We start from the raw sequence: 24,038 nt of genomic DNA, 5'->3' as shown, positions 1-24,038 counted from the left end.
GCCGCCGGCCGCGTCCTTGGGGCACCGATACCAGTCCACAGGGAGATCAAGCCATGAAGTTCGTGACCTACCTCTTCTTCAACGGCAACTGCCGCGAGGCCTTCGAATTCTATGCCCGCCTGTTCGACGGCGAAATCGCCGGCATGGTCACCTATCGGGACGAGCCCGGCCAAGGCAGCGTGCCGGCCGAATGGCTGGACAAGGTGATGAACGTGCAGCTGTCGATCGGCGACCAGGTGCTGATGGCCTCCGACTCGCCGCCGCGATATGCCAGCGACATGAGCGGCTTCTCGGTATCGGTCGACCTGGACGACCTCGGCCGGGCCGAGCGCGTCTTTACGGCACTTGCCGACGGCGGCACGGTCAACATGCCGTTTCAACCTACCTTCTGGGCCAAGGGCTTCGGCATGGTGAAGGACAGGTTCGGCACGCCCTGGATGATCAGCAGCGGCAACGCCCAGGAATAGGCACAGCGAACCCACACCCGCCACGGAGATCGGCACATGCAGCTCGTCGCAATCATTCTCGGCCTCGTCGTCCTTGCGGTCCTGGCCATCGCCGCGTCCAAGCCGAACCATTTCATGCTGAAGCGCAGCGCCGACATCGCCGCCGCCCCGGAGACGATCTTCGGGCTCATCAACGATTTCCGCCGCTGGCGGGACTGGTCGCCATGGGAGACGCTCGACCCCGAGCTCAAGCGGACGATGAGCGGCGCGGAAGCCGGCGAAGGCGCCGTCTACGAATGGAGCGGCAACAAGAAGGTCGGCCAGGGCCGCATGGAGATCACCGACATCTCGGCGCCCAACGAAATCGTCATCAAACTCGACTTCCTGAAACCCTTCGAGGCCCACAACGTCGCCGCATTCGCCATCGAACCGCAGGGCGACAGCAGCCGGGTGACGTGGTCGATGCATGGGCCCAACCCGTTCATGGCCAAGCTGATGCAGGTGTTCATGAATTTCGACAAGATGGTCGGCAAGGATTTTGAAAAGGGCCTCGCCAACCTGAAGGCCATCGCCGAACGGGACTGAACAAGTCCTGGTCCGCCAGGGCGGGCGAGGCATCTCCGCCGGCGCATTCTCAAACCTGCGAAGGAGGACAGCATGCTTGGACACACCAACGCCATCGCCAACATCGCGGTCAGGGACCTCGGCCGCGCCAAGAACTTCTACATCGGCACGCTCGGGCTCTCGGAGGTCGAGGCGATGGGCGACGAAGTCGCCGTGCTGAAGAGCGGCAGCACGCTCGTCAACGTCTACCGGTCCGACTATGCCGGCACCAACAAGGCGACCACAGTCACCTGGGCCGTCGGCGACGACATCGACCGGCTGGTGAAGGAGCTGAAGCTCAAGGGCGTCACGTTCGAGCACTACGACATGCCGGGCACAAAGCTGGATGGCGACGTGCATGTGTTCGGCGACCTGCGCGTGGCTTGGTTCACCGACCCCGACGGGAACATTTTGAACCTGATCAACCAATAGGGTTTTGGTGGTCGCCCGGGCTTGCCGGATACCCGCTCAGGTAGCTGGCATTCGACCGTCGTGAACCTCATCGAGGTCACGGCATGGATCCCCGGGTCTCCGCAGATCGCTGCGCTCCTGCTCCGCCCGAGGATGACGAAGGCATGAGCTTTGCCGCCAATCTCCGAGGGTGCGAGACGAAGGCATGAGCTTTGCCAGCAATCTCCGAGGTTTCGAATGGCAGCAGGCTCGTCTCTTCTTGCCAATTGCACCCCTTGGGGATTGGCCGAGGCAACTATGCCTTCGTCATCCTCGGGCGGAGCAGGAGCGCAGCGATCTGCGGAGACCCGGGGATCCATGCCGTAACGTCGATGAAGCCAACGATGGTCCAAGCTTCAGCATCCGGCAAATCATCCCACACCACCGCTGGCCCCCAACTGCAAGTAACCCGCCCGACCGCGGCGCAACCAGTCTGGCGCAAGCTGCCGGCTCCAGATAGCTTCACAGCATGATCGACAAGCTGGAATTCTTCATCGCCCTCGCCAGGGAACAACATTTCGGACGCGCCGCCGAGGAATGCCGCGTCACCCAGCCGACGCTTTCGGCCGGCATCAAGCAGCTCGAGGACATCCTCGGCGTGATGCTGGTGCAGCGCGGCTCGCGCTTCCAGGGGCTGACGCCGGAGGGCCGGCAGGTGCTGGAATGGGCGCGCCGCATCGTCGGCGACACCCGCGCCATGCGCGAGGAGATGCGCGCCGCCCGCCACGGCCTGTCGGGGCGCATCCGCATCGCGGCGATCCCCACCGCGCTCGCCATGGTGCCGAAGCTGACGACGCCGTTCCGCGACAAGCACCCGGGCGTGACCTTCTCGATCCTGTCGCGCACCTCGATCGAGGTGCTGTCGCTACTCGGCAATTTCGAGATCGACGCCGGCATCACCTATCTCGACAACGAGCCGCTGGGGCGCGTCACCAGCGTGCCGCTCTATGCCGAGCGCTACCAGCTGATCACGGCGGCGGGCAACGAATACTCCGATCGCGACAAGGTCACCTGGGAAGAGGTGAGCACGCTGCCGCTGTGCCTGCTGACGCCCGACATGCAGAACCGCCGCATCATCGACCAGCACCTCGCCGAGGCCGGCGTGCAGGTCAGGCCGACGCTCGAATCGAATTCGATGATCGTGCTGTTCTCCCACATCAGGACCGGCAAGTGGTCGTCGATCATGCCGCTCAACCTCGCCGAGACCTTCGGCTTCGCCGAGCCGATCCGGGCCATTCCGATCGTCGAGCCCGACGCCAGCCACACCGTCGGCCTGGTGGTGGCGCGGCGCGATCCGAACACGACGCTGGTGCAGGCGCTGCTTGACGAAGCCATGACGCTGGCAGGCGATTTCCGCCGCAACTCGTGAGCTAGACTCCCCTCCATCGTCCACTCGATAGAAAATTTTTATCATGTGACGAAACAGCTTTATTGATTCCGGCCCTAAGGATCGGGTTCAATAGGAACATGGCGCCCAATGGAACGGCGCAAATGTCAGGGAGGGCGCTGCGTGGTCATGCAGCCTGCAAGTACCGATGTCGCCGCGAGGACATCTGCGGTGATCAGCGAATTGAGGAATCTCGAGGGTCCGCTGATCCCGATCCTTCATGGTGTCCAGGAAGAGTTCGGCTACGTTCCGCAGGAAACCCTGCCGATCATCGCCGAGGCGCTCAACCTGTCGCGCGCCGAAGTGCACGGCGTCTTCACCTTCTACCACGACTTCCGCAAGGAGCCGGCCGGCCGCCACGTGCTGAAGCTGTGCCAGGCCGAGGCCTGCCAGTCGATGGGCAGCGACGCGATCGCCGCCCAGATCAAGCAGACGCTCGGCATCGGCTTCCACGAGACCAGCAAGGACGGTGCCGTGACGCTGGAGCCGGTCTACTGCCTCGGCCTGTGCGCCTGTGCCCCCTCGGCCATGCTCGACGGCGAGGTGATCGGCCGTCTCGACGCCGACAAGATCGACGAAATTGCCGCTGAGGTGCGCTCATGAGCGTGACGATCTATGTTCCCGGCGATTCCGGCGCGCTGGCGCTCGGCGCCGACAAGGTCGCCAAGGCGATCGAGAAGGAAATTTCCGCGCGCGGCCTCGACGCCAGGATCGTGCGCAACGGTTCGCGCGGCATGTACTGGCTGGAGCCGATGGTGGAAGTCGCGACCGCAGCCGGCCGCGTCGCCTACGGTCCGGTGTCAGTCAAGGACGTCGCCTCGCTGTTCGACGCCGGCCTCGCTGCGGGCGGCCAGCACAAGCTGTCGCTCGGCGATCCGGAAAAGCTGCCCTTCCTCGCCAAGCAGACGCGCCTGACCTTCGCCCGCTGCGGCATCACCGATCCGCTGTCGCTGGCCGACTACGAGGCCCATGGCGGCCTCGTCGGCCTGCGCAACGCGGTTGCGATGGCACCCGCCGACGTCGTCAAGCAGGTGACCGAATCCGGCCTGCGCGGCCGCGGCGGCGCCGGCTTCCCGACCGGCATCAAGTGGAAGACCGTGCTCGATACGCCGGGCGAGCAGAAATACATCGTCTGCAACGCCGACGAGGGCGATTCGGCCACCTTCGCCGACCGCATGATCATGGAAGGCGACCCCTTCGTGCTGATCGAGGGCATGGCCATCGCCGGCCTCGCCACGGGCGCCACCAAGGGCTACGTCTATATCCGTTCGGAATATCCGCACGCCATCGCCGCCATGACCAAGGCGGTCGAGGTGGCCGGGAAAGCGGGCGTCCTGGGCAAGAGCGTTCTCGGAACCTCCCAAGGCTTCGACATCGAGATCCGCTCGGGCGCCGGCGCCTATGTCTGCGGCGAGGAAACCTCGCTGCTCAACAGCCTCGAGGGCAAGCGCGGCGTGGTGCGCGCCAAGCCGCCGCTGCCGGCGATCGAGGGCCTGTTCGGCAAGCCGACCGTCATCAACAACGTCATCTCGCTCGCTTCCGTGCCGATCGTCATGGACAAGGGCGCGCAGTACTACAAGGACTTCGGCATGGGCCGCTCGCGCGGCACCATCCCGATCCAGATCGCCGGCAACGTCAAGCATGGCGGCCTGTTCGAGGTGGCCTTCGGCCTCACCCTCGGCGAGATCGTCGACGAGATCGGCGGCGGCACCCGCAGCGGCCGGCCGGTGAAGGCGGTGCAGGTGGGCGGCCCGCTCGGCGCCTATTTCCCGCGCGCGCTGTTCGACACGCCGTTCGACTACGAGGCCTTCGCGGCCAAGGACGGCCTGATCGGGCACGCCGGCATCACCGTGTTCGACGACAGCGCCGACATGCTGAAGATGGCCCGCTTCGCCATGGAGTTCTGCGCCATCGAGAGCTGCGGCAAGTGCACGCCCTGCCGCATCGGCTCGACGCGCGGCGTCGAGACGCTCGACAAGCTCAAGGCGAACATCGAGCCGGAGAAGCAGCTCGCGCTGGTGAGCGACCTCTGCAACACGATGAAGTTCGGTTCGCTCTGCGCGCTTGGCGGCTTTACCCCCTACCCGGTGATGAGCGCCATCAACCATTTCCCCGAAGACTTCCGGCCGGCAGCGGTCGCTCAGGCAGCGGAATGATGGACGCTCAGGGTCGCAGCTTTGGTTTTGTCGTCGGAAGCGACGTGCAACGGGACGGCATGTACTACGAAGCGACAGAAATCGTAGGCGGGAAATCGACGTTCGTGGCCGAGGTGTTTTACTCGGACCAAAGCCATAGCATGACGTTCACGGCTGTAGTGCCCGATATTCCAATCGAGATTATCGATCACATGCTTGAGCAAGCCCGGATACGTTTGGTGCCGATAGGCCATCCAGCGAAGGTCGCGGAGTAGAAATGTTCGCGTTGATCGACCCCCGCCAAGCCAAAATGAATTCTTCTCAGGAGTCCTACTGATGGGTCTCATCCACGAAATCGACTTCGGCACCCCTGCCTCCAAATCCGAAAAGCAGGTCACGCTCACCATCGACGGCTTCGAGGTGACCGTGCCCGAAGGCACCTCGATCATGCGCGCCTCGATGGAGGCGGGCATCGAAATCCCGAAGCTCTGCGCCACCGACATGGTCGACGCCTTCGGCTCCTGCCGTCTCTGCCTGATTGAGATCGAGGGCCGCGCCGGCACGCCGGCGTCGTGCACCACCCCGGTCGCGCCGGGGCTGGTCGTGCACACCCAGACCGGCCGGCTGAAGGACATCCGCAAGGGCGTGATGGAGCTCTACATCTCCGACCATCCGCTCGACTGCCTGACCTGCGCGGCCAACGGCGACTGCGAACTGCAGGACATGGCCGGTGCCGTCGGCCTGCGCGATGTGCGCTTCGGCTACGAGGGCGAGAACCACGTCTTTTCCAAGCGCGACGGCGGCGAAAACTTCAACTGGATGGCGAAGGACGAGTCCAACCCGTACTTCACCTACGACCCGGCCAAGTGCATCGTCTGCTCGCGCTGCGTGCGGGCCTGCGAAGAGGTGCAGGGCACCTTCGCGCTGACCATCGAGGGCCGCGGCTTCGGCAGCCGCGTGTCGGCCGGCATGCAGGAAGCCTTCATCGACAGCGAGTGCGTGTCGTGCGGGGCCTGCGTGCAGGCCTGCCCGACGGCGACCCTGCAGGAGAAGTCGGTCATCCAGATCGGCCAGCCCGAACATTCGGTGGTCACCACCTGCGCCTATTGCGGCGTCGGCTGCTCGTTCAAGGCCGAGATGCGCGGCGATGAGCTGGTGCGCATGGTGCCGTGGAAGGACGGCAAGGCCAACCGCGGCCACAGCTGCGTCAAGGGCCGCTTCGCCTATGGCTATGCCACGCACAAGGAGCGCATCCTCAACCCGATGATCCGCGAGAACATCGCCGATCCGTGGCGCGAAGTGTCGTGGGAAGAGGCGATCGCCCACACGGCCAAGGAATTCCGCCGCATCCAGTACCAGTATGGACGCGGCGCCGTCGGCGGCATCACCTCCTCGCGCTGCACCAATGAAGAAACCTTCCTCGTGCAGAAGCTGATCCGCCAGGGCTTCGGCAACAACAACGTCGACACCTGCGCCCGTGTCTGCCACTCGCCGACCGGCTATGGCCTCGGCCAGACCTACGGCACCTCGGCCGGCACGCAGGACTTCGATTCGGTCGAGCACACCGACGTCGCGCTGATCATCGGCGCCAACCCGGCCTCGGCGCACCCCGTCTTCGCCTCGCGCCTGAAGAAGCGGCTGCGCGCCGGTGCCAAGCTGATCGTCATCGATCCGCGCCGCACCGAGATGGTGAAGTCGGCGCATATCGAGGCAGCGCACCACCTGGCACTGAAGCCGGGCACCAACGTCGCCGTCGTCACCGCGCTGGCGCATGTCATCGTCACCGAAGGGCTGTTCGACGAGCAGTTCATCCGCGAGCGCTGCGACTGGTCGGAATTCCAGGACTACGCCGAATTCGTCTCCGATCCGCGCCACAGCCCGGAGGAAGTCGAAAAGCTCTCCGGCGTGCCGGCCGAAACCATCCGCGGTGCAGCCCGGCTCTATGCCACCGGCGGCAACGGCGCGATCTACTACGGCCTCGGCGTCACCGAGCACAGCCAGGGTTCGACCACCGTCATCGGCATCGCCAACCTCGCCATGCTGACCGGCAACATCGGCCGCAAGGGCGTCGGCGTGAATCCGCTGCGCGGCCAGAACAACGTGCAGGGCGCCTGCGACATGGGCTCGTTCCCGCACGAGCTGCCGGGCTACCGCCACATTTCGGGCGATGCGGTGCGCGACATCTATGACAGCCTGTGGGGCGTGAAGCTGGACGACGAGCCCGGCCTGCGCATCCCCAACATGCTGGACGCCGCCGTCGACGGCACCTTCAAGGGCATCTACATCCAGGGCGAAGACATTCTGCAGTCGGACCCCGACACCAAGCACGTCTCGGCCGGCCTCGCCGCCATGGAATGCGTCGTCGTGCAGGACCTGTTCCTGAACGAAACCGCCAACTACGCCCATGTCTTCCTGCCGGGCTCGACCTTCCTCGAGAAGGACGGCACCTTCACCAACGCCGAGCGCCGCATCAACCGCGTGCGCAAGGTGATGTCGCCGAAGAACGGCTATGCCGACTGGGAAGTGACGCAGAAGCTCGCCCAGGCGATGGGCCTCAACTGGGCCTACAAGCACCCGTCCGAGATCATGGACGAGGTCGCCAAGACCACGCCCTCCTTCGCCAACGTCTCCTACGACTTCCTGGAGAAGATGGGCTCGGTACAGTGGCCGTGCAACGACAAGGCGCCGGAAGGCACTCCGATCATGCACATCGACGGCTTCGTGCGCGGCAAGGGCAAGTTCATCCGCACCGAATATGTGGCGACGGACGAAAAGACCGGCCCGCGCTTCCCGCTGCTGCTCACCACCGGCCGCATCCTCAGCCAGTACAATGTCGGCGCCCAGACCCGGCGCACCGAAAACGTCGCCTGGCATGCGGAGGACCTGCTGGAAATCCACCCGCACGACGCCGAGAACCGCGGCCTGCGCGACGGCGACTGGGTGCGGCTGCAGAGCCGCGCCGGCGAGACGACCCTCAGGGCGACGATCACCGACAAGGTGTCGCCGGGCGTGGTCTACACCACCTTCCACCACCCGGACACGCAGGCCAACGTCATCACCACCGACTTCTCGGACTGGGCAACCAACTGTCCGGAATACAAGGTGACGGCGGTGCAGGTGTCGCCTTCCAACGGTCCGTCGGACTGGCAGAAGGACTACAACGAGCAGGCCCAGCAGAGCCGCCGCATCGCCGGCCACATGGAAGCGGCGGAGTAGGAACGTGCACGGGACACCGTCGCTCTTCTCCCCCCTCGAGGGGGAGATGTCGCCGAAGGCGACAGAGGGGGTAGCCTCAGAAGGCACCGCCATTGGCGTCGAGTACGTCCGCACCTACCCCACCAGGCCGCTTCGCGACCACCCTCCCCTCAAGGGGGAGGGAAAGTGCCGGCCATGACCGACCGCCCCGCTATCACCCAGACCTCCCGCCTCGCCCGCCGGGCGAGCGGGACGTCGGTGGCCAACCGCATGGTGCCCGAGGAGACGCCGGTGGCGCTGTCCTATGGCGGCACGACGCATGCGGTGATGATGGCGAGCCCGGCCGATTTCGAGGATTTTGCGCTCGGCTTCTCGCTGACCGAAGGCATCGTCGGATCGGCGGCCGAGATCGAGGCCATCGAGGTGCTCGACGTCGAGGCCGGCATCGACATCCAGATCAGGCTCTTCGACAAGGCCAACACCCGTTTCGAGCAGCGGCGCCGCCGCCTCGCCGGCCCGGTGGGCTGCGGGCTGTGCGGCATCGAATCCATCGAGGAGGCGATGCGCTCGGTCTGCGACGTGCACCGGCCAACGCTCCACCTTTCCGCCGACGACATCGTGCAGGCGGTGAAGATGCTGTCCAAGGTGCAGCCGCTGCACGCCGAGACGGGCGCGGTCCACGCCGCCGGCTTCTACGTGCCCGGCAAGGGCGTGGTGGCGGCGCGCGAGGACGTCGGCCGCCACAACGCGCTCGACAAGCTGGCCGGCGCGCTGAGCCGGGCCGGCATCGACGGCGGTTCGGGCGCGGTTGTCGTGACCAGCCGCGTCTCGGTCGAGATGGTGCAGAAGACGGCGGCGATCGGCGCGCCCTTCATCATCGCCGTCTCGGCACCCACCGCGCTTGCCATCCGCACCGCCGAGCAAGCCGGCATGACCCTCGTCGCGCTGGTGCGCGGCGACGATTTCGACATCTTCACCCACCCCGACCGAGTGAACACCGGAGCCGCGAAAAATGTCGCATGACGACGAAGACAGGATGAGCACGAAGCAGAAGCTCGTCTACATGGCGAACCAGATCGCCATGTTCTTCGATAGCAAGCCGCATGACGAAGGTGTGGCGGGCATCGCCGAGCACATCAACAAGTTCTGGGACCCGCGCATGCGGCGCCAGTTCTTCGAGATGGTCGACGCAGGCGGCGCCGGCATGAAGCCGACGGTGGTCGAGGCCGCCGCCAAGATCAGGCGCCCCAGGCAGGACGCCGCCTGAAACCAATCAATCGGGACAGTCAAGCAGGGCGGCCGGGACCAGATCCGGCCGCTTTTATTTTGCCACCCCGCTACGTTCGTTAGAAAGTCCGGCAAGTGCTACAGTAAGAACGGAGGCTGCCAACCCTCGAGGGAGAGAAGCATGTTCGTGGCACGATGGAAGATCGACGCCCGCTTCGGGCACAAGCAGAGTGCAATCGACCTGTTGCGCCAGTGGGAGCGCGAGATCGGTCCCCAGGCCGGGACCGACAAGATGACGATGCAGATACTGACCGGATCGGTCGGCGCGAAGGAAGCCACGATCGAGGTCAACCACCAGGTCGCGAGCCTGGCGCAGCTCGAAGAGATGTTCGCCAAGGTTTCCAAGATCGACGCCCACGCCCAGTGGGGCAAGAAGCTCGAACCCCTGGTGGTCTCGGGATCGTCCTACTGGAACATCTACAGGGTCGTCGAGGATTGAACCGGCGCCTCGTCCGGTGAGCGGGCGGCGGCCGCCCGCCGGGCGATGGCCGACAGCTTCAGCGCGGCGAGGAAGACGACCTCGACGGCGACCACGATCAGGATGATACGGAAGCCCAGGGCAACCGGGTCGCGGCCGCTCTCGCGCATCATGTAGCCGCCGGTGAGGAAGGCGGCGTTCCACATCAGGCTGCCCGAGAACGTGGCCACCGCGAAGGGCACGAAGGACAGGCGCAGCACGCCCGCCTCCAGCGCCAGGTAGGTGCGCGCCACCGGCACCAGCTGGGCGATCAGCGAGGCGCGGAAATTGTTGCGGCGGTAGGCCTGCGCCAGCCGCTGGTAGGTGGCGTGCTTGAGCAGCACATATTTGCCGAAACGGCGCACGACCGCATCGGCGCGGTCCGGGCCGAGCCAGTTGCCGGCGGCGTACCAGAGCATGGAGCCGGTGCCGGAACCCAGCGTCGTCGCCAGCATCAGCGCCACCAGCGTCTGCCAGTCCGGCGCGGCGGTCATGCCGAAGAACAACAGCAGCACATGCGACGGCGGCACCGGCGAAATCTTCTCGGTGAAGGCGAGCACGCCGGCGCCGAGCACGCCAAGGCCGAGGAAGGACGGGATCATGCGAAGCGCCAGTCGTAGCCCTTGGCCGGCTTCATGCGCCTGATGCGGTAGACCGCGGCCGGCGGGATGTTGCGGAAGGTGTGGCCGACGCGGGCCACGTCGAGATCGAGACGGTCGAGCACCGACCGGTCGATGGGGCAGCGGAAGCCGTAGGTGAAGACATACATCGCCCCGTCCGCCCTGAGGCTCGCGAAGGCGCCCTCGAGGATGGCATAGGTCTGGCGCGGCGGGATGGCCAGGAACGGCAGGCCGCTGATGACGGCGCCGACGGTGCTGCCCTCGAAGTCCGGGAGTTGGCGCAGCCCGGCCGCGTCGACCTCGAGAACGCGCGCCGCCGGGAAGCGCTGCCTGAGCATGCGGGCAAACTCGGGGTTGAGCTCGACCAGCGTCAGTTCCTGCTCCTTCACCCCGCGGGCGACGAGCGCCCGGGTGAACGATCCGGTCCCGGCGCCGAGCTCCAGCACCGGGCCGGTGTCGGGACCGATGGCGCGGGTGATCAGCGTGGCCAGGCTCGCGCCCGACGGCGCGATGGCGCCGATCTTGCGCGGCGCCGAAGCCCATGCCTTGAGAAACGACAAAGCGTCGCCTGCAGCCATTTCGAACCCCTCTCGCATGTCCCGCCGGCGAATCGGCGCCGGATCCTGGCGAAGACTGCTTGCGACTGCTGGATTGCACCTGCATTGCGAGAATCGGCGGAATTGAGGCATTGCGGAGTTGCATCGGCAAGAATGATCAGGTCGCAATGCTTTCGCAATGTTGGAACACTAGAGCGGCGGGCATTTCTGAGTAATGCAATTTCGCCGTTCCTGCTGTTTTTCCAGCCGCATTCGTGCGACCCCAGACGAACCCGTCTGACCGCAAGATGCTCCAGCCGGAGCCGCATATTGCCGGAGACGTAGATGCGCATACTGCTGGTCGAAGACGAGCCGGAACTGGCTTCCGCCCTGCGCACGGCGCTCAAGCGCCACGACATGGTGTGCGACCACGCCGCATCGCTGCTCGAAGCCGGGGACTATGCCGACGCGGAGAGCTACGATGCGATCCTGCTCGACCGCCAATTGCCCGACGGCGACGGGCTGACGCTGGTGCCCAGGCTGCGCGCCCGCGGCAACGCCACGCCGGTGCTGGTGCTGACGGCGCGCGGCGACACCGCCGACAAGGTCGACGGGCTCGACATGGGCGCCGACGACTACCTGGCCAAGCCCTTCGCCTTCGAGGAACTGTTGGCCCGGCTGCGCGCCCTGCTGCGCCGTCCCGCGGCGATCCAGGCCCAGGTCATCCGTGCCGGCGAGCTCGTCCTCGACCTCGGCCACCGCGAGGTCGCGGTGCGCGGCGAGGCCATGTCGCTGCCGCGCCGCGAACTGCTGGTGCTGGAGGCGCTGATGAAGCGGACGGGACGCATGGTGCAGCGGGCGTCGCTAATGGAGGCCGTGTTCGGGCTCGACGACGAGATCCAGTCCAACGCCCTCGACACGCATGTGTCGCGGCTGCGCCGCAAGCTCGCCGACGCCGAATGCGGTGTCGAGATCAACGGCGTGCGCGGCGTCGGCTACCTTCTGCGCGAGATTGCATGAAACCGGCCCTGCTGCTTTCGCCGCTCAGGCGGCTGATCCGTCCCGGCTCGCTGAAATGGCGCCTTGTATGGCGCCTTGTGGTGCTGCAGGTGGTGATGCTGACCCTGCTGATCGCGCTGATCATCGGCGGCTTCGTGGTGACCGGCGTCATCCCGCAGGAATATGAAGGCCGCGCCGTCGAGATCCTCAAGAAGGACGTGCGGCGCGACGACCAGGGCGGGCTGGTGCTGAAGCAGAGCCCGGCGCTCGCCGACCTGCGCGCCGAGGTGCCCGATCTGTGGTTCGTGATGCGCGACGAGCAGGGACATTCGCTTGCGGAAGGCACCGTGCCGCAGGAATTCGACCGCATGACGGCATCGCTCGACAACATCGACAACGCCAAGCTGGTCTGGAAGAAGGGGACGACGCTGCCGGCGGCCATCGTCTCCTGGTACGACACCAAGGCCGGGCGCGTGCAGATCTTCACTGGCGCCCAGGGCCGGTTCCGGCTCACCGCACTGCTGGCGGTGACACCCGAACTGTTCCTGCAGGCCATCCTGCCGATCGGCGGGGTGATGGGGCTGGCGACGCTGGTGGTCATTCCGCTAGTCGTGCGCAACGCCTTCAAGGGCCTGAGGCAGGCGGCCCAGCTGGCCGAGAAGATCGACGTCGACGCGCGCGGCGTGCGCCTGCCGGTGGCCCGCATCCCGACCGAGATCGCGCCGCTGGTGAAGGCCGTGAACGGCGCGCTCGACCGCCTGGACCGGGGCTACGAGCGGCACAAGCGCTTCCTGATCGACGCCGCGCACGAGTTGCGCACGCCGGTCGCCATCCTCAACACCCGCATCACCTCGCTGCCGCCGACGCCGGAGCGGGCGCGGCTCCTGCAGGACACGGCGCGGCTGTCGACGCTCACCGACCAGCTGCTCGACATCCAGCGGCTGGGCCGCCAGCCCGAGGGACTCGCGCCGATCGACCTGGTGGCCGCGGCGCGCGGCGTGGTCGTCGACCTTGCGCCGATGGCGTTCGCCACGGGCTACGAGATGTCGTTCGAACCGGCGGCGGAGGAGCTGTTCGTCAAAGGCGACCGCACGGCGATCGAGCGGGCGATCACCAACCTTGTGCAGAATGCCATCGAGCATGGCGGCAATGCCGGCCGCATCGCCATCACCGTCGCCCGGCCAGCTACGGTCGAGATCAGCGACGAGGGCGAAGGCGTGCCGGAAGCCGAGCGCGACAGGATATTCGAGCCGTTCTACCGCCTGCGCCCGCGCGGCCACGGCGCCGGGCTCGGGCTGAACCTGGTGCAGGAGATCATGCAGATGCATGGCGGCCGGATCGAACTCGACCGCGCCCGGAACGGCGGCGCCTGCTTCAGGATGGTGTTCCCGACGGCGTAGGGCCAAGGCACTGGAAGGTCCGCCCCCGGCGTCGTCGCGCAAGGCAGGTCCGTTGCGTATCAAAGGGAGACCGTCCGATACCCCTATTGCAGACCGGCGACGGTGAGTTCGGTGCCGGCCGCCGCCAAGGCTTCGGCGAGGTCGGCCGGCGGTGCGCGGTCGGTGACCAGCTCGCCGAAGCCGGCGAAGCCGCAGACCTGGACCAGCCCCTGGCGGCCGAACTTGGTATGGTCGGTGACAACGACCGAGCGCTGGCCGCGCGCCAGCACCGTGCGGGCGAACTCGGCCTCCTCGAGATTGTAGTCCATCACCCCGTTCGCCGCGTCGACCGCGCCGGCCGAGATCACCGCATGGGCGACGGCGAAGCGGCTGACGAACTCGATGGCCGACACGCCGAAGGCGGCACCGCTGTCGCTGCGCAGCTCGCCGCCGGCCATGTAGACCTTGTTGCCGTTCACGGTCGCCAGCGTGCGGGCGATGTCGGACGAATTGGTGACCACCGTCAGCCGGCGGTGACCCAGAAGTTCCCGCGCGAGGTAGCTGGTGGTGGTGCCGGTGTCGAGCATGACCGAATCGCCGTCGCGGATGGTGGCGGCGACCACCCGGGCGATGCTGCGCTTGGCCTCGGCATTCTCGCGCATGCGCCGCTCGAACGGCGCCTCGCCCACCACGGCGGGCAGGCCGATGGCGCCATGCATCTTGAGGATCGAGCCGTTGGCGCTGAGCGGCTTGACGTCGCGCCGTACCGTTTCCAGCGATACGCCCAGCTTGTCGGCGAGATCGGCGATGGTGATCGTGCCCTCGGTTTCGAGCAGGCGGAGGATTTCGCTGTGACGCTTGGAATGGTTCATCAGGCGGCCCCGGTCAGACGGCGCGTTTGGCCGAATCTGAAGATGGAATTGACCGACCTTACCGCATTCATACGATCGATCTCAACATATACGGTCAAAAGAACAACAAAAACCACAGAATCGGATTGACTCCGCCGCTTCCGCTGCGTGAGACTGCCGGCCAATCTGATCGAGGCGCAAGGGGAACGCGCCTGACACCGCAGGGAGGGGCTGGATGTCGAACAGCGAGGACCGTATCCGGGCCCTGCCTCTGTGGAACGGGGCAGTCACGATCGCGCCGCTCAAGGGCGGCATCAGCAACGAGAGCTGGCTGGTCGAGGACCGCAACGGCCGCCACGTGGTGCGCTTCGGCAAGGACTATCCCTTCCACCACGTCTTCCGCGACCGCGAGGTGATGGTGGCGCGCGCAGCACACAAGGCCGGCTTTGCGCCCGAGTTGCGCTATGCCGAACCGGGCGTGATGGTCAGCGAGTTCCTCGGCGCCAGGACCTATGGCGCCGACGACGTGCGCGCCAATGCCGGGCGCATCGCCCAGCTCGTCAGGCGCTTCCATGAGGAGATGCCGCGCCACGTCTCCGGCCCCGGCTTCATGTTCTGGGCCTTCCACGTCATTCGCGACTATGCGCGTACGCTTGCCGCCGGCGGCAGCCGCATGACGGCGCAGCTGCCGCGCTATCTCGACCTGGCCGACAGGCTGGAGAAGGCGCAGACGCCGCTGCCGATCATCTTCGGCCACAACGACCTTCTGCCGGCAAACTTCCTCGACGACGGCGACAGGCTGTGGCTCATCGACTTCGAATATGCCGGCTTCTCGACCGCGATGTTCGACCTCGCCGGCACCGCCTCCAACGCCGGCATGACGGACGAGGAATCCGACGAGCTTCTGTCTGTCTATTTCGGCGTCAGCCCCGACCAGGCCATCCGCCGCTCGCATCAGGCCATGCAATGCGCCTCGCTGCTGCGCGAGGCGATGTGGAGCATGGTCTCGGAACTCCACCTCACCGCACCCGGCGTCGACTACGTCGCCTACACCGCCGAGAACCTCGACAAGCTCGAGGCGGCGCTCGAAACCTACCAGAACCATTACGGGAAACTGTAGACATGGCCCTCCCCTCGCATGCGCAGATCGTCGTCATCGGCGGCGGCATCATCGGCTGCTCGACCGCCTATCACCTCGCCCGCGACCACAAGGCCGACGTGATCCTGCTCGAACAGGGCAAGCTGACCTCAGGCTCGACCTGGCATGCGGCGGGGCTGGTGGGGCAGCTCCGCTCGTCGGCCTCGATCACCCGCGTGCTCAAATATTCGGTCGAGCTCTACAAGGGGCTGGAGGCCGAGACCGGGCTTGCCACCGGCTGGAAGATGACCGGCTGCCTGAGGCTCGCCACCAACCAGGACCGCTGGACCGAATACAAGCGGCTGGCGACGACAGCGAAAAGCTTCGGCATGGACATGCAGCTGGTGTCGCCGGAGGAGGTCAAGCGCATGTGGCCGCTGATGGACACCTCGGACCTGGTCGGCGCCTCTTGGCTGCCGACCGACGGCCAGGCGAGCCCCTCCGACATCACCCAGTCGCTCGCCAAGGGCGCGCGCATGCATGGCGCCAAGCTGTTCGAGAATGTGCGCGTGACCGGCTTCGAGATGCAGGACGGCCGCATCCTGAAGGTTGCGACCGACCAGGGCGACATCGCCTGCGACAAGGTGGTGAACTGCGCCGGACAATGGGCGCGGCAGGTGGGCGCGATGGCCGGCATCAACGTGCCGCTGCAGCCGGTCAAGCACCAGTACATCATCACCGAGAAACTGCCGGGGCTCGCCACCGACGCGCCGACACTGCGCGACCCCGACCGCCGCACCTATTTCAAGGAGGAAGTCGGCGGGCTGGTGATGGGCGGCTACGAGCCGAACCCGCAGGGCTGGACGACGGGCGACGTGCCCAATGACTGGGAGTTCCGCCTGTTCGACGACGACTTCGACCATTTCGAACAGCACATGGTGCAGGCGATCGCGCGCGTTCCCGCTTTGGAGAACGTCGGCGTCAAGCAGATGATCAACGGCCCCGAGAGCTTTACCCCGGACGGCAACTTCATCCTGGGTTCGGCGCCCGAATGTTCGAACATGTTCGTCGGCGCCGGCTTCAACGCCTTCGGCATCGCCTCGGGCGGCGGGGCGGGCTGGGTGCTGGCGCAGTGGGTCGTGGACGGCGAGGCGCCGCTCGACCTCTGGGTGGTCGACATCAGGCGCTTCTCGGGCCTGCACCGCGACCGGCAGTGGGTGTCGGACCGCACGCTCGAAGCCTATGGCAAGCACTACACCATCGGTTATCCGCACGAGGAATATGAGAGCGGTCGGCCCTACATCGTCTCGCCGCTCTACGAGCGGCTGAAGAGGCACCGCGCCGTGTTCGGCTCGAAGCTCGGCTGGGAGCGACCCAACTGGTTCGCGCCCGAGGGCATGGAGGCCAGGGACGTCTACGCCATGGGCCGCCAGAACTGGTTCGAGCCTGTCGGCGACGAGCACCGGCATGTGCGCGAGGCGGTCGGCGTGTTCGACCAGTCGTCCTTCGCCAAATACGAGATGACGGGCAAGGACGCGCAAAGGGCGCTCGACCACATCTGCGCCAACGACGTGTCGAAACCAGCGGGCCGGTTGACCTACACGCAGTTGCTCAACACCCGCGGCGGCATCGAGGCCGACCTGACGGTGGCGCGGCTTTCGGACGAAAAATTCTACATCGTCACCGGCACCGGCTTCCGCACCCACGACCTCGCCTGGATCAGCGACCACGTCCCGGCAGGGCTGGACGCGAAGCTCATCGATGTCACCGAGCAGTTCGGCACGCTGTCGCTGATGGGGCCGAAGGCGAGGCTGGTGCTGGAAGCGGCCACCGATGCCGACGTCTCCAACGCCGCCTTCCCCTTCGGCCATGTGCGCGAGATCGGGATCGCGGGTGCTGCCGTCCGCGCGCTGCGCGTCACCTATGTCGGCGAACTCGGCTGGGAGCTACACGTGCCGATCGCCGCCACCGGCGAGGTGTTCGACGCGCTGATGGCGGCGGGGGCCGCGCACGGCGTCCGGCCGGTCGGCTATCGCGCGCTGGAATCGCTGCGACTGGAAAAGGGCTACCGCGCCTGGGGCTCCGACATCACGCCCAACGACACGCCGTTCGAAGCCAGCCTCGGCTGGGCCGTGAAGCTGAAGAAGGAAGGCGACTTCATCGGCCGCAAGGCGCTGGAGAAGCTCGGCAACGCGCCGCTGACCAAGCGCCTCGCCTGCTTCACCGTCGACGACAAGGAGGTGGTGCTGGTCGGCCGCGAGACCATCCTGCGCGACGGCCAGCCGGTCGGCTACCTCACCAGCGGCGGCTTTGGCTACACCGTCGGCAAGAACATCGGCTTCGGCTACGTCCGCAACGCCGCGGGTGTCGACGACGCCTTCCTGGCCGGCGGCAGCTACGAGCTGGTCGTGGCGATGGAGCGGGTGCCGGCGAAGATCCATCTCGAGCCGCTGCTCGACCCGGCCGCGGCGCGGGTGAAGGCCTGAGCGGAACCGGGATCGATTTGCGGGAAGGATCATGCCCAGCTCCGGCGACATTTGCGCGCCGAGCCGGGCGCGCGGCGCCGCACTCCGCCAAAAAGCCATGATCTGCCTTATCAAGGCTCCCAAGGACGGGCACGGGACAAGGACATGATCATGACGAGACGCATCGGCGGCGCGGCACTGCGCGCAACGGCATTGGGCGGCCTCATGCTGCTCGCCGCCTGCCAGACCGGCGCGAACATGGCCGGCGACGGTGCCGGCGCCTCGACGGCCGGCATCGCCTATCTGCAGACGATCCGGTCGGAATACGGCCTGCCGCCGCTGCAGCCCGACGCGACGCTGGAGCGCGCCGCCCTGCAGCAGGCGGCCTTCATGGCGCGCAGCGGCAAGATGGAGCACACCACCGGCTGGGGCAAGGACTTTGCCGCGCGCATGAATGATAACGGCGTTGCCGGTGCCGCTGCCGAAAACATCGCCCATGGCGGCATGGAGCCGGCCAAGCTGTTCTCGATGTGGATGAATTCCGAGGGCCACCGCCGCAACATGCTCGACCCGCGCTTCGGCAAGTTCGGCCTCGCCTATGTGCGCGAGAGCAAGGGCAGCGACAAGCGCTATTGGGCGCTGGTGCTGGGCAAATAAGGCAGGTCAAAGGATTGCCCATCACCCTTACGCTCTCCCCGTAAACGGGGCGAGGGGGCGCCGGCGTCGCGGCAGTGTCCCTTCTCCCCGTCATTCACGGGGAGAAGGTGCCGTCAGGCGGATGAGGGGCAGTTACCCGGCGCGCTCAGTGCACGCTGGTCGGCACCGTCTCGGGCTCGGCCTTGTCGACCACCTTCTGGCGGTGGAAGATGAACAGGCCGGCGACGACGATGATGGCCGAGCCGATCAGGATCTGCGCATCCGGATAGTCGCCGAAGAAGGCGACGCCGAAGACGACGGCCCACAAAAGCAGCGTATATTGCAGCGGCGCCAGCAGCGAGGCGGGCGCGAGCTTCAGCGCGCGCGTGATCATCAGGTGCGCGGCGCAGGCGACGACGCCGAGCAAGAGCATGGCCGACCAGTCTACGGCGCTGGCCGGACGCCAGTCGGACGCCGCCATGATGCCGCCCATGACCAGCGCCCCGATGGTCTGCCAGGTGACCAGCGTGGTGTCGTTGGTGGCGCGCAGCTTGCGGCTGAGGATCAGGCTGATGGCGAAGGACAGGCTGCCGACCACGGCGAAGAGCGAAGGCCAGGACAGCGAGGCGGTGGACGGCCTGAGCGCGATGACCACGCCGCAGAAGCCGAGCACGATGGCGAGCCAGCGACGCCAGCCGACCTTCTCGCCGAGGAAGAAGTGCGACAGCGCCGCGATGTAGATCGGCCCGGCCATGTAGAAGGTCATGACGTCGGCCAGCGGCAGGTAGGCGACCGCGGCGTAGAAGAAGGCGGTGTCGGCGGTGGCGAGCACGACGCGCAGCACCTGCAGGCCCGGCCGCTCGACCCTGGTCAGCGGGCCGAGGCCTTGCTTGGCGATCATCGGGCCCAGGATGATGAAGGCGCCGATGGAGCGGATGACCAGCACCTGGCCGACCGAATAGTTCTCGACCAGCCATTTGCCCATGGCGTCGTTGAGGGCGAACATGAAGTCGCCAAGCAGCATCAGCAGGATGCCCGCGAGGACGAGATTGCTCTTGGGCAGAGCGAGGGCTTGGCGGAACGTCATGGGCAAGGTGTCCGGCGGGCCGACGAGCCCGGTTCGCGCCTATCTATGCCCGGATTTCCGCCATTGCGAGGGCTAAGTGGCCTGGACCATGCATTCCTGCGCCGCAGAACCAGCGGTTACGGCCTGGGTGCCACCACGATGGGGCGATAGACCACGAAGGGCCGGTCCCAGTCGTCGAAGGCTGCCTGGCGGTCGCGGAACTCGGCACGGCGGTCGAGCTCGATGCGCTGCAGGCATTCGGCGAAGGCGTCGTTGCGCTTGGTGAAACCGTAGGAGCGGCATTTCTGCTCGTCGAGCTCGCGCTGCTCCTCGGCGGAGACGCAGCCGGCAAGCACGGCAGCCAGCAAGAGCAAAGAGACCGGTCTGACCCTCATGACATCGCCTCGCATCCAAACTTGATTCCGGGTGGCGACTTTAGGCGGTTGGTCGGAGTTCGGGAAGACTGGCTTCAATGGGGGCAGCTCTTGCCGGCTGCGATTAAACGCCCCCTCACCGCCTCGCCCCCACGCCGTTGCGGCGAGGAACCCAGGTCCTGCGAGGTCGCAGCCTTGCCTGGTTGGCGATTCCTCGCCCTCACGAAGTGGGGGGAGAGGTGGCCGCGGAGCGCGCCGGTGAGGGGGTAAGCGCGTGGGCTTCGGTCAGTTCGCCTGCGGCGGCACGACGTGGCGGCGGTTGATGGTGGCAGGGCGGCCCTTGATGGACAGCGCGGTGTCGCGCTTCGGGCGCTCGGCCACGACCTTGCCCTTGGCCACGACGCACAACCGCTCGGCGCGCAGGCGCACCGCCTCGATCGGGTTGCCGGCGTCGAGCACGACGAGGCTGGCGGTCTTGCCGACTTCGAGCCCGAGATGGTCGAGCCCCATGATCTCGGCGTTGACCCTGGTGACCATGTCGAAGCAGCGGCGCATGTCGGCTGGCGAGGACATCTGGGCGACGTGCAGCCCCATGAAGGCGACGTCGAGCATGTCGGCGGTGCCGAGCGAATACCAGGGGTCGAGCACGCAGTCCTGGCCCCAGCCGACGCGGATGCCGGCCTTCAGCATCTCGGGCACACGGGTCATGCCGCGGCGCTTGGGATAGGTGTCGTGGCGGCCCTGCAGCATGATGTTGATCAGCGGGTTGGGGATCGCCGAGACGCCGGCCTCGGCGATCAGCGGCAGGAGCTTCGAGACGTAGTAGTTGTCCATCGAGTGCATCGAGGTCAGGTGCGAGCCGGCCACCCTGCCCTGCAGGCCGAGCCGCTGGGTCTCGTAGGCCAGCTGCTCGATGTGGCGCGACAGCGGATCGTCGGTCTCGTCGCAATGCAGGTCGACCATCAGGCCGCGTTCCGCCGCGATCTCGCAGAGCTCGGTCACCGAGCGCGTGCCGTCGGCCATGGTGCGCTCGAAATGCGGGATGCCGCCGACGACATCGACGCCCATGTCGAGGGCGCGGATGGTATTCGCGCGGGCTGTCGGCGAGCGGTAGAGCCCGTCCTGGGGGAAGGCGACGAGCTGCAGGTCGATGTAGGGCGCGATCTCCTTCTTTACCTCGAGCAGCGCCTCGACGGCGAGCAGGCGGTCGTCGCAGGTGTCGACATGGGTGCGGATGGCGAGCAGGCCCATCGACACGGCCCAGTCGCAATAGGCCAGCGCGCGTTCCTTCACCGCCTCGTGGGTCAGAAGCGGCTTGAGCTCGCCCCACAGCGAGATGCCCTCGAGCAGCGTGCCAGAGGCGTTGATGCGCGGGATGCCGTAGGACAGCGTCGCGTCCATGTGGAAATGTGGGTCGACGAAAGGCTGCGACACGAGGTTGCCGGAGGCATCGACGACCTTCGCGGCGGCGGCATCGATGCGCGGTTCGATCGCGGCGATCCTGTCGCCGTTGATGCCGATGTCGGCAACGGTTCCATCGGGCAGCGTGCCGCCCTTGACGATCAGGTCGAAGCTCATCTTTCGCCTTTCTGGTACGGGATCATCAGCGCCTTGGGATAGGTGGCACGGCGCGCCACCAGGATAAGGGCCAGGATCGACAGCGCGTAGGGCATCATCAGGAACACCTGGTAGGGCACGATGCCGCCCGACATCTGCTGCAGCCGCACCTGGTAGGCGTCGAAGGCGGCGAACAGGATAGCGCCGATCAGCGCCTTGCCCGGCCGCCACGAGCCGAACACCACGAGCGCGATGCAGATCCAGCCGCGGCCGTTGATCATCTGGAAGAAGAACGAGTTGAACGCCGACATGGTGAGGAAGGCGCCGCCGACCGCCATCAGCGCGCTGCCTATCACGACGGCACCCATGCGGATGCCGGTGACGGAAATGCCCTGCGCCTCCACTGCCGACGGGTTTTCGCCGGCGGCGCGGACCGCCAGACCGAGCGGCGTGCGGTAGAGCACCCAGGCGACGATGGCGACGGTGAGGAAGGCGAGATAGGTCAGCGGCGTCTGCGAAAACAGCGCCTCGCCGATGACGGGGATCTTCGACAGGCCGGGGATCGGCAGCGGCTGGAACGGCTCGATCTTGGGCGGCGATGTAACCTCCGGCAGCGCCAGGCGATAGGTGAAATAGGTCAGGCTGGTGGCGAGCAGGGTGACGCCGATGCCGACGACATGCTGCGACAAGCCGAGCGGCACGGTGAGCGTGGCATGCAGCAGGCCGAACATGGCACCGGCAAGCGCGGCCACCAGCACGCCGGTCCACAGGTCGCCGCCGGCATAGACGGTGAACCAGCCCGCGAAGGCGCCGGCCGTCATGATGCCCTCGATGCCGAGATTGAGCACGCCGGCGCGCTCGCAGATCAGCTCGCCCATGGTGGCGAAGATCAGCGGCGAGGCGATGCGGATGGCTGCGACCCAGAAGGAGGCGGTGAAGAGGATTTCAAACGCGTCCATCAGTGGCTCCCGATCGTGGTTGCTGCCGTCGATTGGCTCCGGTGCTCCACGTTGCCCCCCTCTGGCCTGCCGGCCATCTCCCCCACAAGGGGGGAGATCAGTCGCGTCGGCGGCGCGCCAACTTCAGCAGCGTCGTAGGGCGCTTTGACCGACAGGGAGATTCCGCTCTGCCTCTTGCGGTTGGGCGAGGCGCTGGTGACAGCCTGATCTCCCCCCTTGTGGGGGAGATGGCCGGCAGGCCAGAGGGGGGCGCGAAGGATCACAGCCATCACCTCCACCTCACCCTGAACCGTGTCAGCAATATCGCCACCACCATGGTCAAGAGCGACGTCGCCACCATGACGTCGGCGATGTAGCTCGGCACCTTGGCGGCCCGGCTCATGGCGTCGGCGCCGACGAAGATGCCGGCGACGAAGATCGCCGAAGCGATGACACCGAGCGGGTTGAGCATCGCCAGCATGGCGACGACGATGCCCGAGTAGCCATAGCCCGGCGACAGGTCGAGGGTGAGGTTGCCCTTGAGGCCGGACACCTCGGAGAAGCCGGCGAGTGCAGCGAGGCCACCCGACAGCAGTGCCGTCTTCATCAGCACGCCGTTGACCGGGACGCCGACGAAGCGCGCGCCCTCGGGGTTGTGGCCGACGGCGCGCATCTCGTAGCCGAGCACGGTCTTCTTCATGATGACCCAGACGGCGATGGCCGAGACGACGGCGATGACGAAGCCGTAGTGCAGGCGCTTGCCCTGGATGATGCGCGGCAGCTGCGCGTCGGCGATGACCTTCTGCGACTGCGGCCAGCCGAGGCCCATGGGGTCCTTGAGCACGCCTTCGAGCAGCATCGACACGAACAGCAGCACGATGAAGTTGAGCAGCAGCGTGGTCACCACCTCGTCGACGCCGAAGCGGGTCTTCAGCACCGCCGGGCCGAGTAGCAGCAAGCCGCCGGCAAGCATCGCCGCCAGCATGATGACGGGGATCAGCACCACCGACGGCAGCGGCAGCGCGCCGGTGCCGAGCACGATCGTGACGATGCCGCCGACATAGAGCTGGGCCTCGGCGCCGATGTTCCAGAGCTTGGCCCGGAAGGCGACGGCAACGGCGAGGCCGGTGAAGATCAGCGGCGTCGCGCGCGTCAGCGTTTCGAGCAACGCGAACTGCGAGCCAGCAGCCCCCTTGGCGACGAGATAGAACACCGACAGCGGCGATGCGCCGGCGGCAAGCACCAAGAGCGAGGTGAAGACCAGCGTGGCCGCGACGGCCGCCAGCGGAAACAGTAGGGTGACCGCCAGTGACGGCGCGGGTTTTGGCTCAAGCCGCATGGGTCTGCTCCATGCTGACCTGAGATGTTTGCAGGACAGCGCCCCCCTCTGACCCTGAGCTTGCCGAAGGGCCGGACATCTCCCCCACAAGGGGGGAGATTGGCAGTGGCCACGACAGCGCCCACCGAGCAAGCCCTAAGATTTGCGACCACGTCGCGGCCAGCCAATCTCCCCCCTTGTGGGGGAGATGTCCGGCAGGACAGAGGGGGGCAACGTCGAGCGCTGCCCCAACAAGGATCA

General features: G+C 66.6%; 24 protein-coding genes. 16 read left to right on the top strand and 8 right to left on the bottom strand.

What is annotated here, in order from left to right:
* Window positions 1-53: 53 nt before the first annotated feature.
* The 11 genes from AmiPiv_RS05125 (at window position 54) to AmiPiv_RS05075 (ending at window position 9,942) form a co-directional block, all read left to right on the top strand.
* The gene (locus AmiPiv_RS05125) at window positions 54-467 is read left to right on the top strand and encodes a VOC family protein (protein WP_340036245.1); all 414 of its coding nucleotides are present in this window, start codon (window positions 54-56) and stop codon (window positions 465-467) included.
* 36 nt (window positions 468-503) lie between these two features.
* Window positions 504-1,031: an SRPBCC family protein gene (locus AmiPiv_RS05120; RefSeq protein ID WP_340036244.1), complete on the top strand. Its 528-nt coding sequence runs from the start codon at window positions 504-506 to the stop codon at window positions 1,029-1,031.
* A 72-nt stretch (window positions 1,032-1,103) separates the two neighbouring features.
* Window positions 1,104-1,481, top strand: coding sequence for a VOC family protein (locus AmiPiv_RS05115; protein ID WP_340036243.1), 378 nt, complete (start codon window positions 1,104-1,106; stop codon window positions 1,479-1,481).
* A 487-nt stretch (window positions 1,482-1,968) separates the two neighbouring features.
* Window positions 1,969-2,868 (top strand): LysR family transcriptional regulator, encoded by a 900-nt coding sequence (locus AmiPiv_RS05110; protein WP_340036242.1) that lies wholly within the window; start codon window positions 1,969-1,971, stop codon window positions 2,866-2,868.
* Between the two features lie 141 nt (window positions 2,869-3,009).
* Window positions 3,010-3,489, top strand: a complete 480-nt coding sequence (locus AmiPiv_RS05105; RefSeq protein ID WP_340036241.1) for a formate dehydrogenase subunit gamma — start codon at window positions 3,010-3,012, stop codon at window positions 3,487-3,489.
* A complete protein-coding gene (locus tag AmiPiv_RS05100) occupies window positions 3,486-5,042 on the top strand; it encodes a formate dehydrogenase beta subunit (RefSeq protein ID WP_340036240.1) in 1,557 nt (518 codons plus the stop codon). The genes AmiPiv_RS05105 and AmiPiv_RS05100 overlap by 4 nt, the downstream gene beginning before the upstream one ends.
* The gene (locus AmiPiv_RS05095) at window positions 5,039-5,296 is read left to right on the top strand and encodes a hypothetical protein (RefSeq protein WP_340036239.1); all 258 of its coding nucleotides are present in this window, start codon (window positions 5,039-5,041) and stop codon (window positions 5,294-5,296) included. The genes AmiPiv_RS05100 and AmiPiv_RS05095 overlap by 4 nt, the downstream gene beginning before the upstream one ends.
* A 61-nt stretch (window positions 5,297-5,357) precedes the next feature.
* Window positions 5,358-8,237, top strand: a complete 2,880-nt coding sequence (gene fdhF, locus AmiPiv_RS05090) for a formate dehydrogenase subunit alpha (protein ID WP_340036238.1) — start codon at window positions 5,358-5,360, stop codon at window positions 8,235-8,237.
* 174 nt (window positions 8,238-8,411) lie between these two features.
* Window positions 8,412-9,239 (top strand): formate dehydrogenase accessory sulfurtransferase FdhD, encoded by an 828-nt coding sequence (gene fdhD / locus AmiPiv_RS05085; protein WP_340036237.1) that lies wholly within the window; start codon window positions 8,412-8,414, stop codon window positions 9,237-9,239.
* Between the two features lie 13 nt (window positions 9,240-9,252).
* On the top strand, window positions 9,253-9,483 hold the full coding sequence (locus AmiPiv_RS05080) for a formate dehydrogenase subunit delta (RefSeq protein WP_340036236.1): 231 nt from the start codon (window positions 9,253-9,255) through the stop codon (window positions 9,481-9,483).
* Window positions 9,484-9,624: 141 nt separating this feature from the next.
* The gene (locus AmiPiv_RS05075; protein ID WP_340036235.1) at window positions 9,625-9,942 is read left to right on the top strand and encodes a hypothetical protein; all 318 of its coding nucleotides are present in this window, start codon (window positions 9,625-9,627) and stop codon (window positions 9,940-9,942) included.
* On the opposite strand, the gene AmiPiv_RS05070 is transcribed toward AmiPiv_RS05075, so the two are convergent.
* Window positions 9,921-10,562, bottom strand: a complete 642-nt coding sequence (locus AmiPiv_RS05070; protein WP_340036234.1) for a DedA family protein — start codon at window positions 10,560-10,562, stop codon at window positions 9,921-9,923. The two genes, AmiPiv_RS05075 and AmiPiv_RS05070, sit on opposite strands and share 22 nt — an antisense overlap.
* Entirely contained in the window at window positions 10,559-11,158 is a 600-nt protein-coding gene (locus AmiPiv_RS05065) for a class I SAM-dependent methyltransferase (RefSeq protein WP_340036233.1), read from the bottom strand. The genes AmiPiv_RS05070 and AmiPiv_RS05065 overlap by 4 nt, the downstream gene beginning before the upstream one ends.
* Window positions 11,159-11,461: 303 nt before the next feature.
* On the opposite strand from AmiPiv_RS05065, the gene AmiPiv_RS05060 reads away from it, so the two are divergent.
* Both AmiPiv_RS05060 and AmiPiv_RS05055 read left to right on the top strand, forming a co-directional pair.
* Entirely contained in the window at window positions 11,462-12,136 is a 675-nt protein-coding gene (locus tag AmiPiv_RS05060) for a response regulator transcription factor (RefSeq protein WP_340036231.1), read from the top strand.
* Window positions 12,133-13,515 (top strand): sensor histidine kinase, encoded by a 1,383-nt coding sequence (locus AmiPiv_RS05055; protein ID WP_340036230.1) that lies wholly within the window; start codon window positions 12,133-12,135, stop codon window positions 13,513-13,515. Before AmiPiv_RS05060 ends, AmiPiv_RS05055 begins: the two co-directional genes overlap by 4 nt.
* Window positions 13,516-13,598: 83 nt before the next feature.
* Here AmiPiv_RS05055 and AmiPiv_RS05050 read toward each other — a convergent pair whose 3' ends face one another.
* Window positions 13,599-14,366 carry a DeoR/GlpR family DNA-binding transcription regulator gene (locus AmiPiv_RS05050; protein WP_340036229.1) on the bottom strand — a complete coding sequence of 256 codons (768 nt, stop codon included), beginning with the start codon at window positions 14,364-14,366 and terminating at the stop codon, window positions 13,599-13,601.
* A gap of 214 nt (window positions 14,367-14,580) precedes the next feature.
* Here AmiPiv_RS05050 and AmiPiv_RS05045 point away from each other — a divergent pair, with 214 nt between their 5' ends.
* The 3 genes from AmiPiv_RS05045 (at window position 14,581) to AmiPiv_RS05035 (ending at window position 18,545) form a co-directional block, all read left to right on the top strand.
* Complete coding sequence (locus tag AmiPiv_RS05045) at window positions 14,581-15,465, top strand: choline/ethanolamine kinase family protein (protein WP_340036228.1); 885 nt, start codon at window positions 14,581-14,583, stop codon at window positions 15,463-15,465.
* A gap of 2 nt (window positions 15,466-15,467) precedes the next feature.
* Window positions 15,468-17,909 (top strand): GcvT family protein, encoded by a 2,442-nt coding sequence (locus tag AmiPiv_RS05040; protein WP_340036227.1) that lies wholly within the window; start codon window positions 15,468-15,470, stop codon window positions 17,907-17,909.
* Window positions 17,910-18,059: 150 nt separating this feature from the next.
* Window positions 18,060-18,545, top strand: a complete 486-nt coding sequence (locus AmiPiv_RS05035) for a CAP domain-containing protein (protein WP_340036226.1) — start codon at window positions 18,060-18,062, stop codon at window positions 18,543-18,545.
* 145 nt (window positions 18,546-18,690) lie between these two features.
* Here the strand turns inward: AmiPiv_RS05035 and AmiPiv_RS05030 are convergent, their stop codons facing one another.
* The 5 genes from AmiPiv_RS05030 to AmiPiv_RS05010 form a co-directional block, all read right to left on the bottom strand.
* Window positions 18,691-19,611 (bottom strand): DMT family transporter, encoded by a 921-nt coding sequence (locus AmiPiv_RS05030; protein ID WP_340036225.1) that lies wholly within the window; start codon window positions 19,609-19,611, stop codon window positions 18,691-18,693.
* A 116-nt stretch (window positions 19,612-19,727) separates the two neighbouring features.
* Complete coding sequence (locus AmiPiv_RS05025; protein ID WP_340036224.1) at window positions 19,728-19,985, bottom strand: hypothetical protein; 258 nt, start codon at window positions 19,983-19,985, stop codon at window positions 19,728-19,730.
* A 264-nt stretch (window positions 19,986-20,249) separates the two neighbouring features.
* A complete protein-coding gene (locus tag AmiPiv_RS05020; RefSeq protein WP_340036223.1) occupies window positions 20,250-21,542 on the bottom strand; it encodes an amidohydrolase family protein in 1,293 nt (430 codons plus the stop codon).
* Window positions 21,539-22,480, bottom strand: a complete 942-nt coding sequence (locus AmiPiv_RS05015; protein WP_340036222.1) for an ABC transporter permease — start codon at window positions 22,478-22,480, stop codon at window positions 21,539-21,541. Before AmiPiv_RS05015 ends, AmiPiv_RS05020 begins: the two co-directional genes overlap by 4 nt.
* Before the next feature lie 268 nt (window positions 22,481-22,748).
* Window positions 22,749-23,798 (bottom strand): ABC transporter permease, encoded by a 1,050-nt coding sequence (locus AmiPiv_RS05010; RefSeq protein WP_340036221.1) that lies wholly within the window; start codon window positions 23,796-23,798, stop codon window positions 22,749-22,751.
* Window positions 23,799-24,038: the final 240 nt, after the last annotated feature.

It is taken from the genome of Aminobacter sp. Piv2-1 (assembly GCF_037625995.1).
Taxonomy (GTDB): Bacteria; Pseudomonadota; Alphaproteobacteria; order Rhizobiales; family Rhizobiaceae; genus Aminobacter.
Note: the sequence above shows the minus strand (reverse complement) of the source record. Positions and strands in the feature narration are given on the sequence as shown.

What these genes read in the sequence shown, in the direction of transcription:
- AmiPiv_RS05115 (WP_340036243.1), top strand. Translation starts at nt 1,104, where the DNA reads ATGCTTGGACACACCAACGCCATCGCCAACATCGCGGTCAGGGACCTC.
- AmiPiv_RS05075 (WP_340036235.1), top strand. Translation starts at nt 9,625, where the DNA reads ATGTTCGTGGCACGATGGAAGATCGACGCCCGCTTCGGGCACAAGCAG.
- AmiPiv_RS05015 (WP_340036222.1), bottom strand. Translation starts at nt 22,480, where the DNA reads ATGGACGCGTTTGAAATCCTCTTCACCGCCTCCTTCTGGGTCGCAGCC.
- AmiPiv_RS05045 (WP_340036228.1), top strand. Translation starts at nt 14,581, where the DNA reads ATGTCGAACAGCGAGGACCGTATCCGGGCCCTGCCTCTGTGGAACGGG.
- AmiPiv_RS05080 (WP_340036236.1), top strand. Translation starts at nt 9,253, where the DNA reads ATGAGCACGAAGCAGAAGCTCGTCTACATGGCGAACCAGATCGCCATG.
- AmiPiv_RS05050 (WP_340036229.1), bottom strand. Translation starts at nt 14,366, where the DNA reads ATGAACCATTCCAAGCGTCACAGCGAAATCCTCCGCCTGCTCGAAACC.
- AmiPiv_RS05040 (WP_340036227.1), top strand. Translation starts at nt 15,468, where the DNA reads ATGGCCCTCCCCTCGCATGCGCAGATCGTCGTCATCGGCGGCGGCATC.
- AmiPiv_RS05055 (WP_340036230.1), top strand. Translation starts at nt 12,133, where the DNA reads ATGAAACCGGCCCTGCTGCTTTCGCCGCTCAGGCGGCTGATCCGTCCC.
- AmiPiv_RS05125 (WP_340036245.1), top strand. Translation starts at nt 54, where the DNA reads ATGAAGTTCGTGACCTACCTCTTCTTCAACGGCAACTGCCGCGAGGCC.
- AmiPiv_RS05065 (WP_340036233.1), bottom strand. Translation starts at nt 11,158, where the DNA reads ATGGCTGCAGGCGACGCTTTGTCGTTTCTCAAGGCATGGGCTTCGGCG.
- AmiPiv_RS05110 (WP_340036242.1), top strand. Translation starts at nt 1,969, where the DNA reads ATGATCGACAAGCTGGAATTCTTCATCGCCCTCGCCAGGGAACAACAT.
- AmiPiv_RS05100 (WP_340036240.1), top strand. Translation starts at nt 3,486, where the DNA reads ATGAGCGTGACGATCTATGTTCCCGGCGATTCCGGCGCGCTGGCGCTC.
- AmiPiv_RS05120 (WP_340036244.1), top strand. Translation starts at nt 504, where the DNA reads ATGCAGCTCGTCGCAATCATTCTCGGCCTCGTCGTCCTTGCGGTCCTG.
- AmiPiv_RS05095 (WP_340036239.1), top strand. Translation starts at nt 5,039, where the DNA reads ATGATGGACGCTCAGGGTCGCAGCTTTGGTTTTGTCGTCGGAAGCGAC.
- AmiPiv_RS05020 (WP_340036223.1), bottom strand. Translation starts at nt 21,542, where the DNA reads ATGAGCTTCGACCTGATCGTCAAGGGCGGCACGCTGCCCGATGGAACC.
- AmiPiv_RS05070 (WP_340036234.1), bottom strand. Translation starts at nt 10,562, where the DNA reads ATGATCCCGTCCTTCCTCGGCCTTGGCGTGCTCGGCGCCGGCGTGCTC.
- AmiPiv_RS05025 (WP_340036224.1), bottom strand. Translation starts at nt 19,985, where the DNA reads ATGAGGGTCAGACCGGTCTCTTTGCTCTTGCTGGCTGCCGTGCTTGCC.
- fdhD (WP_340036237.1), top strand. Translation starts at nt 8,412, where the DNA reads ATGACCGACCGCCCCGCTATCACCCAGACCTCCCGCCTCGCCCGCCGG.
- AmiPiv_RS05060 (WP_340036231.1), top strand. Translation starts at nt 11,462, where the DNA reads ATGCGCATACTGCTGGTCGAAGACGAGCCGGAACTGGCTTCCGCCCTG.
- fdhF (WP_340036238.1), top strand. Translation starts at nt 5,358, where the DNA reads ATGGGTCTCATCCACGAAATCGACTTCGGCACCCCTGCCTCCAAATCC.
- AmiPiv_RS05030 (WP_340036225.1), bottom strand. Translation starts at nt 19,611, where the DNA reads ATGACGTTCCGCCAAGCCCTCGCTCTGCCCAAGAGCAATCTCGTCCTC.
- AmiPiv_RS05010 (WP_340036221.1), bottom strand. Translation starts at nt 23,798, where the DNA reads ATGCGGCTTGAGCCAAAACCCGCGCCGTCACTGGCGGTCACCCTACTG.
- AmiPiv_RS05035 (WP_340036226.1), top strand. Translation starts at nt 18,060, where the DNA reads ATGACGAGACGCATCGGCGGCGCGGCACTGCGCGCAACGGCATTGGGC.